Raw genomic sequence first — 11,804 nt, forward strand, 5'->3', positions numbered from 1 at the left:
TATTCCCCCTCTCAGATTTCCCAGCTTTCTCCCTCTTCATGGATCTCAACGATCCTGTCACGGTATCCCGCCGAACACGGCATTTTTTTCAGCCGCTCCGCCACATCGTATTCCCCCCAGAAGTGCATCGGGAAAATATGTTTCACGTCGACTTCCTTCACGAAATCATCGATTCCCAAGTAAAAATATTCACCGAGTCTCGGATCCAGCGGTAAAAACGCAATATCCGCCTTCCTGCCATGCATCTTTGCGATCTCCTCCCGGTAAGCCTTCGTCATATTCTTATTCCACTGCGGATCTTCCCCATCCCAGTACCAGTGGTTTAAATCTCCGGCATGGTAGATCTCCAGGCCATCCACACTGCACCAGAACGCGACGCCCTCATCCGTGGACTTAAATCCCTCGACCTTCAGCGTTCCGTCATCCAGTATCTGCCCCGGATTTAAAAATTCTGTCTTTCCTTTACAAGATTCCGGAACCCGCTTACTCCAGATATCAAATGCCAGAATATAATGGATCTTCGGATGTTTCTCCTCCAGTTCAAAGATCACCTTTGAAAAATGATCCGGATGTCTGTGACTGGCGAACACATAGAGCGGTTTTTCCTCCGAAAACTCCGGCAGCTTCCCCTGGAAATAGTCAAACAGCAGGTACGCCGACTCCGTCTCCACGAGAAACGCGCTGTGATGAATGTATGTGATCTTCATGTCTTAAAACCTCTTTCCGCACTTCGGGCAGTATTCAAAGTTTTCCTTCGTCTCATAACCGCAGTTCGAACACCGCTTCAACGGCACGTCCCAGGCCGGAGCGTCATGTCCCTCTGAGACGAGCGTCAGATCTTCCTCACGGATCGAAACATCCTCTCCTGCGGCGATCCGCTTTCCGACTTCCTCGTCCAGCTGGTAAATGGTCCCGCAGCAGCTTGTCTTCACATAATATTTCCGTCCCCATTTAAAGATCGGAATAAAGAAAAAGGACAGGCACATATAGGTCATAAACACCTGATACCGTCCATATCTCCCGCAGCGGCCACAGATCATCGCCGCCGCGTTATAAATCAGTTCTTTTGTTCCCTGAGTAATTCCGCCAATAAAAAACATTGGGTTCCTCCAGTAATCTTATTTTAATAGCCTAAATTTTCCCCAACGATTACAACCTTGATCCGTCCGTCATATCGGGATCTCCGTGTAACAACGATCGAACAGCACATACAGTCGGGAGACTGACAGTCCATGCAGACTCCCTTTACACCACATGGCGTTTTTCGGCCGGTAGCATCTGCAATGATCGGACAAGCCTGCGTCTGGATCCGGTCGATTCCATCCTCAATACTCCGCACCAGCTTATTCATTCCGACAACAATGATCACCTGTCTGGGTCCATGGATCAAACAGGCCACACGGTTTCCCGCACCGTCAATATTGACCAGTTCGCCTTTTACGGTGATCGCATTCGTTCCCATAAGAAAACAGTCCGCACTGCAGGAGCCGAGATATGACGGATTTCCCATCGTCTCTTTATCTTTCATCGGATAATCCCGCATCTCATGTCCGGATTTCTCCAATTCAGCCAGAATCCCCAGATCCCGGATCGATGCCGAGCCGCCCCAGCCGATGGAAGCACCGGGTTCGATCAGCGAGAGTACCGTTTCCACTGCCTCTTTCTTATCCCGGCAATAGATTCCCTCCATGTTTCTTTTTTTCAAATTACAAATGACATCTTCTGCCATCCGTTTTTTTGCGTCCTCCAACATCGTACCTCTCCTTTATAACTGCCTGACCATCGTTTTTCCGATGCTTCGCATTTCAAATCGACAAAATTCACCATTACCACTGTATTGTACGGAATTTTCAATTCAGAAAATTTCGATCCGTATACAGTAACCACTTTCTCAGTGCTAATTGTAGCATACTCTTCCCATATCTTGCAATTCCTGCTCAAATATTTTATACTGGAATCCATCAGCATGTTACTGTTTGTGCCTTGCGCAAACAGTGGCATCGGCGTCCATCCGCCCCGCTGCGTGACTACCCGAAACACAATTTTAGGAAAGAGGAAGATATTTTGAGTATAAATCCAATGATGTTTCTGCAGTTCAAAAACTCCTGGCAGACCTTTATCAGAAACCACCCGAAATTCCCGGCTTTCTGGCGTGCGGTCTACAAACATGGCATACAGGAAAACATGATCATCGAATTTAAGGTTATCGAACCGGATGGCAAAGAACTCGCCTCCAACATCCGTGTGACCAAATCCGATCTGGAGCTTTTTGAGAATCTGAAAAAAATGATCACAGACCAGTAAGTCTTTTTCTTGCAATTCGTGTACGAGTATTCTATACTTTATATGTCAGTGTCAGGCGGGAAAACGCCGCGCTGATCACACTTCCCCGGTTTAAATCCCGGATCTTTGCTGTCACTGTCAGGATCTCCGGTATTGTAAACTGTGGTATTCAGTAACTATTCAGTAGGTCTGCGCATTTACTTCGCTGACCGTAAGAAAACTTAGACTAGAAGGCAAAAATCCTATCGACACAGCCGATTTAGAATGGATTTTTGCGCGTAACTGTGAGGGTACTGAACAGTTACGGTATTCATTTAATCATGGAGGACAAACTTATGCTGGAAACTGGAATAAAAGGAAGACAGGAGGTTGTTGTCTCTGACGCAAACTCCGCAAAAACAATGGGAAGCGGCACACTCGACGTGTTCGCGACACCGGCTATGACCGCTTTAATGGAAAAGACCGCCTGGATGAGCGTTGCTGATCAGCTCGACGAGGGCTGCGGTACTGTGGGTACACTCTTAAACGTAACACACGACGCACCGACTCCGCTTGGAATGACCGTATGGTGCGAGACTGAACTTGTCGAGGTAGACGGACGTCGTCTCGTATTCGATGTTGCCGCTTACGACGCCAAAGGAAAGATCGGCGGAGGCCGCCACGAGCGCTTTATTATCCAGAACGAAAAGTTCCAGGCGAAAGCGAATAAGAAGGCACTTGCTGAATAATTTTTTGTCTCCCGCCATCTCTAAATTTGGTGGGAGACAACTTTCTTTTTTATTTCATAAATATTCTTCTGATGTTCAATTCGTTTTAATCTGGTTCTTTTAATCTTTATCAAATCTTTTGATTCATGATTTATTAACCTTTTTTATTTCTAAATTACAATTCTATTGACTTATTGAGATATATCTCATATCATATAAGGAGACACACAAAACACCAAAGAAAGAATTATCGACCGCACTTTTGAGAAAAAGAAACTATATTCAGAGGAGGGAACATGCATGACACTTCAGGAATATAAAAAACAGAAAATGCAAAATCCAGATTTTTCCGCCGCATATGACGAGATTCAACCGGAAATGGATATCATCCGGGCAATTATCGATGCCAGAATCAGTCAGAACATGACGCAAAAAGAACTTTCCGAAAGAACAGGAATCAACCAGACTGAGATCAGCCGTCTGGAAAACGGAAGTCGAAATCCATCTATCAAACTGCTTCAGCGCCTTGCCGAAGGAATGGGAATGACTTTAAAAGTTTCTTTTGTTCCTAGGCAGACCCGCTGACCAGCCAGGAGGTACTCTATGATTACAAAAAACTTAAAGAACTTCAACCTCCGCCAGATCGCCGACTCCGGTCAGTGTTTCCGTATGATTCCCTGTGCCCCGAATGATCCACAGACGGCTTACCGGGTCATCAGCGGCGGACATTTTCTTATTGTGGATCAGAATAGAGATGAGGTGATTTTTCACTGTCCCAATGACGAGTTTGCATTCTGGGATCATTATTTTGATCTTGGGACGGATTATGGTGCTTATATCCGCGCTGTTGACCCTGCGGATGAATATCTTTCAAAAGCGGCGGCTTTCGGCAGTGGAATACGGATCCTGAACCAGGATCTCTGGGAGATGATCATCACCTTTATTATCTCACAACAAAAGACAATTCCGGCGATCCGAGCGCTAGTGGAGGCGCTGAGTGAGAAATATGGAACGCGGTATGAGTTGTCTTCCGGATATTATTATGCGTTTCCAACTCCTGAAGAGTTAAACCACGCCTCCCTGGATGATCTCCTCGCCTTAAAACTCGGTTACCGTGCCAAGTATATCAAGCGGACCTGCGAAGACGTCTGCTCCGGAAAGATGGATCTTGACCGTCTGCGGGGACTGAATTACTCCGACTCCATGGAAGCTCTTCTCTCCTGCTACGGAATAGGCGTCAAAGTTGCCAACTGCATCTGCCTCTTCGGTCTGCACCATATCGGTGCCTTCCCGGTGGACACCTGGATCAAAAAGATCCTGCTGCGGGAGTATGCCCCGAAAAGCCGCTGCACCAGTCATGTTCCCGAATCACGGCTCTGCGAGGCGCTGATCGAAGAAAATTTCTCGAAATATCCGGGGTTCGCCGGTGTGCTGCAGCAGTATATCTTCTTTTATGAGAGAGAGTTCTCATCAAAAGCAGCCCAGACTGCTAACGTCTAGGACCTGCTGCCGGCAGCTTCTTCCAGATGCACGACTATAAAAAGCCACCGGAATGATAATTTTCACTTTCATCCCGATGGCTTAATATTTACTCTATTTCCCGTTCCAGCACACATTTCATGTGCCGGCACCGGCAATTTCTATCTCTTATTTGATCTCATCCGCAATATCATAGATCAGCTTCTCCGTATCATCCCATCCAAGACACGGATCCGTGATGGATTTTCCGTAAATATGCTCGCCAATCTTCTGGCTGCCCGGCTCTAAGTAGCTCTCGACCATAACGCCCTTGATGAAATTATGGATCTCCTCAGAGTGGCGGCGGCTGTGAAGAACTTCCTTCACGATACGGATCTGCTCCATGTAGCGCTTGTTGGAGTTAGAGTGGTTTGCGTCAACGATGCAGGCCGGATTCAACAGCTCTCTCTCCTGGTACAGGCTGTAGAGAAGCTCCAGATCCTCATAGTGGTAGTTCGGCAGACACTGACCATGCTTGCTGACTGCGCCTCTTAAGATCGTGTGCGCCAGCGGATTACCCTTTGTCTCAACTTCCCATGTACGGTAAATAAAATCGTGGCCATGCTGGGCAGCATAGACCGCATTTAACATAACCCCGAGATCACCGCTGGTCGGGTTCTTCATTCCAACCGGAACGTCCATACCGCTGGATACAAGGCGGTGCTGCTGGTTCTCAACAGAACGCGCACCGATCGCGACATAGGAAAGTACATCGGAAAGGTAGCTGTAATTTTCCGGATACAGCATCTCATCGGCTGTCGTGAATCCATAATCCTCGATCACGCGCATATGAAGCTTACGGATCGCTACAAGTCCTTCGTACATATTCGGCTTCTTCTCGGGATCCGGCTGATGAAGCATTCCCTTGTATCCGCCGCCTGTGGTACGCGGCTTATTTGTGTATACACGCGGTACGATAACCAGCTTATCCTTAACCTGCTCATTGACCTTGGCGAGACGGCTCATGTACTCACATACAGCGTCCTCGCGGTCCGCGGAGCACGGTCCAATGATCACGAGGAACTTTTTGCTCTTTCCCGTGATAACATCCGCAACCTCTTTATCTCTTGCCGCTTTTAACTCCACGCACTCCGGTGTCAGCGGAAATTCCGCCTTGATCTGCGCCGGTGTCGGAAGTAAACTTTTGTAATTGAATGACATAATTTTCTCCCCCAAAATATTATTTTCATGTAGATTCAGCCCTGCCTTTCTATATCGAATATGAACCGCGAACCAACTGTTCCAGACTGCATCATTCAATATCCAAATGCTGGCAAAACCGAATCATCACCTTTTAAGCACGTATTTTATTTTTAAGCACTTTATCGCTTTTAACTGCTGATGTGTCCATTTCTAAAAATGTCCCGCGCTGCACATATGTCAGTGCGGGACATTTATTATTATAGTACACTTTTTTTAGGACTTCAAGTACTTATGTCTCTATATTTCTTTTTTTCGATGCTCCTTCCTCAATCTGTTTGCGTCCTGCTTGCCCGCATATATTTTGCATACTTTTTCTGGTAAAACAAAAACCTCAGAGTCCTTATAAACAAAGGATTCTGAGGCTCTCATAAGAGAGGCGGCAACCAGATTTGAACCTCCTGTCATCTCTCGAAACCCAGATAAAGAAAGGAGTTTACATGCCGATTGATGCTTGTGTTTGCGGACGCAAACAGTGCGCAAACACATAAATCTCACCTTTTCTGGCTCTAAGTTCATTTTTTCTGATTTAATATACCGGTACATTGTAATGGTGCGTTGTTTATAAAAATGTCTCAAAAAGATATAAATTTATGTAATCGGAGGGTCACAGTCCCTCCGCAGAGGGGCAAACCGCCTGCCATGTTGCGCAATTAGACGGTGCTGCTTGAGACGGATATCTAAGCGGACATTTTGTACAGGGCATATTTTTAGCAAAACTTGCAACCCATTTCATGGACCAAGTACAACGAGGCTGTCGCATTAGCAATGTTTTTGCTAGGCGACAGCCCCATTTATTATTACATTTGTAATGCAGCGGCCTCTTCAGAGTGCACAGATGGAAATGGAATGACATTTTCTGGAAGATGCTGTTCAGCTTCCCATAGTGTCAATTTCTGTTGCATATTCATCCAGCTCTCTGGAGAAGTATTCGTTGCTTTCGCGATGCGAATTGCCATATCAGGGCTTAGCATTGCTTTTTCATTTACAAACTCTGACAATGTTTTTCGACTGACCCCAAGCATTTTGGCAGCCTCTGTGATGGTAAGACCCAGCGGCTTTATAACATCTTCCAGGAGGACAGCTCCCGGATGTGTTGGTTTTCTATTGGTCATACATGTTCCTCCTTCTAATGATAATCTTGGTAATCTAGGAGATACGCATCCTGCCCTTCAAAATAAAATGTTAATCTCCAGTTGCCATTAACAGTAACAGCCCACATATCCTGTTTATCTCCTTTCAGAGGATGTAATCGATATCCTGGTAAATTCATATCCTGTGGACTTATACTTGCATCAAGACGATCAAGCATTCTTCCTAGTTTTGGCGCATGCTCTGGTTGGATTCCCTTCTTGGAACCACTTTCATAAAATTCCCTTAAGCCTTTGTGCGCAAATGATTTAATCATATTTATATTATACCGTGTAACGCTATGGGTGTCAAATAAGAAAATATAGTTCAGAAAAAATAAGATTCAGGAATTTTCCAGTTACCGTTTGCTTGATAAGCATATCTGATGAACGAATCTGCGGAAGATTCTTAGGAGAATCAGTATCCCAGACAGCATCCGTTCCTGGTTCAGGCCGGGAATCAATCCATCCCGTAATAACGGAACAGAAAAACCCCGGAGGTCGCAACTCCGGGGTTTTTCGCGTATCGTTTGAATTCTTACATCATTCTTACCTAACGGTAGCCTAACGATAGTATAACATGTATGTTTTTTCTGTATACCTAATAGTTTCCTTTTTTAATTTAATTTCTCGTATAATTAAAATAATCGCGCCATTCGAATTCTGTACGGTATCATTGTATTGCGATTATTACGGAAATGGTGCATTCGCATGTTACCCAGGCGCGCACTGGAAAGAGCTGTGCTTTCCGCATGCAGGGGGGGAAATCTCCCATGTTTATTTGCTCCCCGATATACATTCTGTTAATGAAATTTTTTATGGTATGATTTCTTTATATAACAGAAGAAAAGCCATGAGGTGATCAACGATGAAAGAAAAATTTTTAATGGACCTGATCGGTTGCTATCGGGAGTATTTTCCGGAAAACATACCTGTTGAATGCCGAAAAACAGCGGCATTGATAGTATTCCGCTTTGCAATTCCAGATGAGGAATTAGATCATATATGTAAGTTGCTTATAGAGACTGAACTGGGAGAACTGGAGTCGGCCGTGTATCAGGCATATCGCTTTTATATCAGCGAACCGTTCCGAGCGGCACTTGCATATATTTTACAGCACCAGGATCTTCCACTGTCAGAGGTCAGATATGGATTAACTGATGCCAGGCAACAATCCAGAACCAGAATCCGGAATACAAAAAAGGGAGAACAGTTCGTTGCAGAGCAGATGCAACGAATTGAGCGGATTAACCGGAATCTGCTTTTACTTAGTGAGGAAATACAGGCGGGCGAAGATTCCCACAATATTTAAAGCCGGATGACTACACGTAATCATCCGGTTTCTTTAACTGCTTAAAATAAATCGGTTGTAAAAAACATTTTCTGAGATGCAGATATTCTGGACTTCAGATCTGAAGGTATTTGAAAACTTTCCCCCTTTACTCTATGCATAACGCTAAAGATATAAAACAAACAATATAGTTAAGCGAATAGTATTACTACATACACATATAAAAATGAATAATTTCTTGCATTTTAACCAAAAACTTACAGCATTTTTATGATTTATTTACCAATATTGCATATTCAAAATTATTATGATAAAATTTACATACAAAAAACAAATGGTGCGCCTAATTTTGAAATATTTAAACGTGAAAGAGGGTGAATACTGTTGAACAAAAAATTGTATATATTTTTTTCTTTAACATCCTTTGCTTATATGCTATCTGTTAGCGTATATTTGCTTAATAGCTTTATACTGTTAAATGATACTATTTTTGCGGTTACCAGAATTTTAATGATATGTTGTTTGCTTATATTTTTACTGTTTGGATTAAAATTAAAAACAATTGCAAAAATAGAAGGGAATAATCAAACGCTAACCAAATTTCAACATATTCAAAAAGTATGGAGCATAGTCATAATAACTAGCCTAATAATTCTTGTTTTTAGAGATTTTGTATGAATATTATAGGGGCTGTTGCATTAACAAATATTCGATTCTCTCAGCAGGGATGAACTGATCCAGGTATTAATGACAAAATACGGAGCTACAGAAACTGAAGCTGAAAGGTTAGTTGACCGTGCTTATGAAAATACCCAGCCGTATTCCGCAAGGGCGAAAGCTTTTCCTTCGAACCCATCCATTGGGCAAACATGCGTTATTGATGTAACGATTCACGTTGACGATGCCGCAACAGCTGCTGGAATTGCTAGTGAAATTATGGCTGCTTCGCCTTATGTGACTTTAGCAGCCGCGCTTTATGCTGCCAATATATTACTTACGGCTGGAAGTATGATATATGGATATACAGTTGTACTCCATATTAGTTATACCTATGGATATACAAACGATGGTGTTTTAGGTTGGACCCCGGGCTATGTATCTTATGAGATTTATTAATTGAGAGGTATGCTATGAAATATAAGGGAAATGTCTATTCGTATTTTAATTTATCAGGGATATTATTTTGTATTTTTATTGCATGGGCATCCTATTACAATTATAAGAATTTACAAATAACCGGACTTTTGGCTTTTTTTGTATTCTGCGTATTGAAGTGTGCAATGCTTGCAAAATTTAAAAAAGATATACTTGAAAAAGATACTCCCTTATTATTTAAAGTTTCTAACCATGTGTTTGGAATAGCATTTATTATCATGGATATCTTTATCTTTTATGTAAATAGGTGATCACTGGTCGCCTATGTTAAAGGAACTTAAGGCGGAAATACACATGGATGCATTTCCGCCTTTTACTATGCAATTGGAAATTTAGATAAGTCGTTTCTATATTTGTAGTAAGTGCCGCGACTGATGCCGATTACTTTCATGCAGTCAGATGGACAAAGATCTCCACCAAAGAGCGTATCACGTTTCAGAATAATATTTTTTGCCTTTCGTTCCTTCTCGGTGATGCACCGGCCACGAGGCCGGCCGAGCTGCTTTCCAGAACGTCTGGCTGTTTCTAATCCCTCGATCGTTCGTTGCCTGAGATCATCCAGTTCCTTATGGGCCTGTTGAAAGGCAATACGGACTTGCTTTTCTGCAAGCTTCACTTGATATGCTTCGATGGCCTCCAGAATTATATCAACCTCCGTGCCAGTCCGTGGAATTTGCATCTGACAGGCTTCCCGATATACCTCCGTGTTGATCCCAGGCTCCACGAAGAAAAACAAGTTCACTTTTCTTTTATACAGATCCAGGTACTCCTTTACTCCATCATCCTCATCACGGGCCATTCTGGAAACCGAATCAAAATAGATATTATCTCCAGGCATAAATCTGGGATAATATCTCCGCCACTTAGGCCGATCCTGTGTGCTACCAGTAAAAATTTCCTTGATGATAACAAGGTTCGGATCCGGACACATCAGGCGGATGTTGCGCTCCTGTCGTTCCACGTTCTGAAATTTTGTAGAAATCCTTATATATCCATAGTTCAATGCACATCTCTCCCGATTGTATGAAAAAAATGTTATATTTATAGTGTACAGATGATTGGCAATATACGCAAGTTGAAACTGTATAAAAAAACGACCGTTTTTTTCGCACACTTATATCTTTCATTATCTGAGCACTTATTGTATAATATAAACGTAAGCTTTTTATCATACACATTGGAGGATACCTCATTGATATACGGATAAAGGACCTAAAATGGTCCGACATTGATGGAGACTCCATCCGTATACAACGCTTTGTAGATGATAAGAACCGAGTTATCAATTCTATTAAGGGCAATACAGCAGACGGAATTCGCTCCATGCCACTGACACCTGCAACAAAAGCCATTCTCAGCCGGATCCGAAAGTTACAACCCGATAATCAGGAATTTATCTTTTATCGTGGCGACAGCCCATTGGCAACAGTTACTTTCAATCGCCGTTTGAAAAAATGTTGTGAGGACTTAGGCATCGAATACCGCTCCTCCCACAAGCTGCGTTTCTCGACAGCATCTATCATGTATAAGAATGGTATGGAAGATACAGAGTTACAAAAACTGCTTGGTCATACGACACTTTCCATGACACAACACTATTTATGCAATATTACTTCCAATGAAGAGACAGCAAGTAAAATGGCCGCTATTCTCGGTTAAGGTATAGCGACCATTTTACGATTCTAATAAAGGAGATATGAGCTTCTGCTTGCGCAAACACACTCTCTTCTAAATATTTTTTTGTAAGGACAGCCGGAGCATAAATCTTGTTGAGCTGCAATTCCTTTATAGCTATAAGCAGATCAGCAATACTCATTGCTATCAGAAGCCTTGTTTGCGCAAACGATATATAGTCCTTTTAATGCATTGAAAATGTGCCAGATTCAAGATCAAATCAATTTATTGTATGAATATAGATAGGTAAATCTTCATACAATGCACTGTTTTCAGACCGCAAACACGCGCAAACATCAAAATTATAAAGCAAAAACCCCAGAACTCTTATAAATAAAGGATTCTGAGGCTCTCATAAGAGAGGCGACAACCAGATTTGAACTGGTGATCAGGGTGTTGCAGACCCACGCCTTACCACTTGGCTATGTCGCCATATTTAGTTAAATGACCCCAACGAGGTTCGAACTCGTGTTACCGCCGTGAAAGGGCGATGTCTTAACCGCTTGACCATGGGGCCTTAAATATATACTACCATATTTACATGCCTCTGTCAACCGGGTAGTATTACCAGTCATCAGGTTCATCGGATAGTACGAAAAAAGCTCCCCGAGTAGGACTCGAACCTACGACAGCGCGGTTAACAGCCGCGTGCTCTACCGACTGAGCTATCGAGGAATACTGAAGGAACATACCTTCAAAACCACATATTGAAATCCATCTTCACCGCTTCATCAACCAACCAGACCTTCCTGGATAAGCCCTCGACCGATTAGTAACAGTCAGCTCCGTACATTACTGCACTTCCACCTCTGCCCTATCTACCTCGTCGTCTTCAAGGGGTCTTAC

Annotated in this window: 15 protein-coding genes, 3 tRNA genes and 1 rRNA gene; 8 read left to right on the forward strand and 11 right to left on the reverse strand. The window is 43.2% G+C overall.

What is annotated here, in order from left to right; all coding sequences use genetic code 11:
• Window positions 1–11: 11 nt before the first annotated feature.
• From ABCW45_RS12525 to ABCW45_RS12535, 3 genes are read right to left on the reverse strand one after another with little or no spacing between them, the layout of a single operon-like run.
• Entirely contained in the window at window positions 12–707 is a 696-nt protein-coding gene (locus tag ABCW45_RS12525; RefSeq protein ID WP_343220961.1) for an MBL fold metallo-hydrolase, read from the reverse strand.
• Between the two features lie 3 nt (window positions 708–710).
• Window positions 711–1,100 (reverse strand): zinc ribbon domain-containing protein, encoded by a 390-nt coding sequence (locus tag ABCW45_RS12530; RefSeq protein ID WP_117470495.1) that lies wholly within the window; start codon window positions 1,098–1,100, stop codon window positions 711–713.
• Window positions 1,101–1,123: 23 nt separating this feature from the next.
• Complete coding sequence (locus ABCW45_RS12535) at window positions 1,124–1,753, reverse strand: lactate utilization protein (protein ID WP_343220962.1); 630 nt, start codon at window positions 1,751–1,753, stop codon at window positions 1,124–1,126.
• 311 nt (window positions 1,754–2,064) lie between these two features.
• Here ABCW45_RS12535 and ABCW45_RS12540 point away from each other — a divergent pair, with 311 nt between their 5' ends.
• The 4 genes from ABCW45_RS12540 (at window position 2,065) to ABCW45_RS12555 (ending at window position 4,490) form a co-directional block, all read left to right on the forward strand.
• A complete protein-coding gene (locus tag ABCW45_RS12540; RefSeq protein WP_242992134.1) occupies window positions 2,065–2,304 on the forward strand; it encodes a hypothetical protein in 240 nt (79 codons plus the stop codon).
• 314 nt (window positions 2,305–2,618) lie between these two features.
• On the forward strand, window positions 2,619–3,011 hold the full coding sequence (locus ABCW45_RS12545; RefSeq protein ID WP_117470492.1) for a thioesterase family protein: 393 nt from the start codon (window positions 2,619–2,621) through the stop codon (window positions 3,009–3,011).
• 279 nt (window positions 3,012–3,290) lie between these two features.
• Window positions 3,291–3,575: a helix-turn-helix domain-containing protein gene (locus ABCW45_RS12550; protein WP_117485610.1), complete on the forward strand. Its 285-nt coding sequence runs from the start codon at window positions 3,291–3,293 to the stop codon at window positions 3,573–3,575.
• Window positions 3,576–3,593: 18 nt separating this feature from the next.
• Window positions 3,594–4,490, forward strand: a complete 897-nt coding sequence (locus ABCW45_RS12555; protein WP_117503688.1) for a DNA-3-methyladenine glycosylase family protein — start codon at window positions 3,594–3,596, stop codon at window positions 4,488–4,490.
• A gap of 147 nt (window positions 4,491–4,637) precedes the next feature.
• Here the strand turns inward: ABCW45_RS12555 and ABCW45_RS12560 are convergent, their stop codons facing one another.
• The 3 genes from ABCW45_RS12560 to ABCW45_RS12570 form a co-directional block, all read right to left on the reverse strand.
• Complete coding sequence (locus ABCW45_RS12560) at window positions 4,638–5,669, reverse strand: 3-deoxy-7-phosphoheptulonate synthase (protein WP_015552230.1); 1,032 nt, start codon at window positions 5,667–5,669, stop codon at window positions 4,638–4,640.
• Between the two features lie 839 nt (window positions 5,670–6,508).
• Window positions 6,509–6,823, reverse strand: a complete 315-nt coding sequence (locus ABCW45_RS12565; protein WP_117470490.1) for a HigA family addiction module antitoxin — start codon at window positions 6,821–6,823, stop codon at window positions 6,509–6,511.
• A gap of 14 nt (window positions 6,824–6,837) precedes the next feature.
• The gene (locus ABCW45_RS12570; RefSeq protein ID WP_015552228.1) at window positions 6,838–7,116 is read right to left on the reverse strand and encodes a type II toxin-antitoxin system RelE/ParE family toxin; all 279 of its coding nucleotides are present in this window, start codon (window positions 7,114–7,116) and stop codon (window positions 6,838–6,840) included.
• A 590-nt stretch (window positions 7,117–7,706) separates the two neighbouring features.
• Here ABCW45_RS12570 and ABCW45_RS12575 point away from each other — a divergent pair.
• The 3 genes from ABCW45_RS12575 (at window position 7,707) to ABCW45_RS12585 (ending at window position 9,535) form a co-directional block, all read left to right on the forward strand.
• Entirely contained in the window at window positions 7,707–8,150 is a 444-nt protein-coding gene (locus tag ABCW45_RS12575; protein WP_117503687.1) for a hypothetical protein, read from the forward strand.
• A 726-nt stretch (window positions 8,151–8,876) separates the two neighbouring features.
• On the forward strand, window positions 8,877–9,245 hold the full coding sequence (locus ABCW45_RS12580) for a hypothetical protein (protein WP_117485602.1): 369 nt from the start codon (window positions 8,877–8,879) through the stop codon (window positions 9,243–9,245).
• Window positions 9,246–9,259: 14 nt separating this feature from the next.
• Window positions 9,260–9,535: a hypothetical protein gene (locus ABCW45_RS12585; protein ID WP_015552225.1), complete on the forward strand. Its 276-nt coding sequence runs from the start codon at window positions 9,260–9,262 to the stop codon at window positions 9,533–9,535.
• A gap of 65 nt (window positions 9,536–9,600) precedes the next feature.
• Here ABCW45_RS12585 and ABCW45_RS12590 read toward each other — a convergent pair whose 3' ends face one another.
• The gene (locus tag ABCW45_RS12590; RefSeq protein ID WP_117485624.1) at window positions 9,601–10,287 is read right to left on the reverse strand and encodes a recombinase family protein; all 687 of its coding nucleotides are present in this window, start codon (window positions 10,285–10,287) and stop codon (window positions 9,601–9,603) included.
• Window positions 10,288–10,487: 200 nt separating this feature from the next.
• On the opposite strand from ABCW45_RS12590, the gene ABCW45_RS12595 reads away from it, so the two are divergent.
• A complete protein-coding gene (locus tag ABCW45_RS12595; RefSeq protein WP_278286480.1) occupies window positions 10,488–10,943 on the forward strand; it encodes a tyrosine-type recombinase/integrase in 456 nt (151 codons plus the stop codon).
• A gap of 376 nt (window positions 10,944–11,319) precedes the next feature.
• On the opposite strand, the gene ABCW45_RS12600 is transcribed toward ABCW45_RS12595, so the two are convergent.
• From ABCW45_RS12600 to ABCW45_RS12615, 4 genes are all read right to left on the reverse strand, one after another.
• Window positions 11,320–11,390 (reverse strand) — tRNA-Cys (locus tag ABCW45_RS12600).
• A 13-nt stretch (window positions 11,391–11,403) separates the two neighbouring features.
• Window positions 11,404–11,475 (reverse strand) — tRNA-Glu (locus ABCW45_RS12605).
• 85 nt (window positions 11,476–11,560) lie between these two features.
• Window positions 11,561–11,633 (reverse strand) — tRNA-Asn (locus tag ABCW45_RS12610).
• A gap of 74 nt (window positions 11,634–11,707) precedes the next feature.
• Window positions 11,708–11,804, reverse strand: a 23S ribosomal RNA gene (locus ABCW45_RS12615); the annotation flags it as partial.

Origin of the sequence: Pilosibacter fragilis (assembly GCF_032490495.1) — a bacterium.
In the GTDB taxonomy this organism is placed as follows: domain Bacteria; phylum Bacillota; class Clostridia; order Lachnospirales; family Lachnospiraceae; genus Pilosibacter; species Pilosibacter fragilis.

Excerpts from the sequence above, each read along its gene's own strand:
- ABCW45_RS12525 (WP_343220961.1), bottom strand. The coding sequence starts at position 707 with ATGAAGATCACATACATTCATCACAGCGCGTTTCTCGTGGAGACGGAG.
- ABCW45_RS12530 (WP_117470495.1), bottom strand. The coding sequence starts at position 1,100 with ATGTTTTTTATTGGCGGAATTACTCAGGGAACAAAAGAACTGATTTAT.
- ABCW45_RS12535 (WP_343220962.1), bottom strand. The coding sequence starts at position 1,753 with ATGTTGGAGGACGCAAAAAAACGGATGGCAGAAGATGTCATTTGTAAT.
- ABCW45_RS12545 (WP_117470492.1), top strand. The coding sequence starts at position 2,619 with ATGCTGGAAACTGGAATAAAAGGAAGACAGGAGGTTGTTGTCTCTGAC.
- ABCW45_RS12550 (WP_117485610.1), top strand. The coding sequence starts at position 3,291 with ATGACACTTCAGGAATATAAAAAACAGAAAATGCAAAATCCAGATTTT.
- ABCW45_RS12555 (WP_117503688.1), top strand. The coding sequence starts at position 3,594 with ATGATTACAAAAAACTTAAAGAACTTCAACCTCCGCCAGATCGCCGAC.
- ABCW45_RS12560 (WP_015552230.1), bottom strand. The coding sequence starts at position 5,669 with ATGTCATTCAATTACAAAAGTTTACTTCCGACACCGGCGCAGATCAAG.
- ABCW45_RS12565 (WP_117470490.1), bottom strand. The coding sequence starts at position 6,823 with ATGACCAATAGAAAACCAACACATCCGGGAGCTGTCCTCCTGGAAGAT.
- ABCW45_RS12570 (WP_015552228.1), bottom strand. The coding sequence starts at position 7,116 with ATGATTAAATCATTTGCGCACAAAGGCTTAAGGGAATTTTATGAAAGT.
- ABCW45_RS12575 (WP_117503687.1), top strand. The coding sequence starts at position 7,707 with ATGAAAGAAAAATTTTTAATGGACCTGATCGGTTGCTATCGGGAGTAT.
- ABCW45_RS12580 (WP_117485602.1), top strand. The coding sequence starts at position 8,877 with ATGACAAAATACGGAGCTACAGAAACTGAAGCTGAAAGGTTAGTTGAC.
- ABCW45_RS12585 (WP_015552225.1), top strand. The coding sequence starts at position 9,260 with ATGAAATATAAGGGAAATGTCTATTCGTATTTTAATTTATCAGGGATA.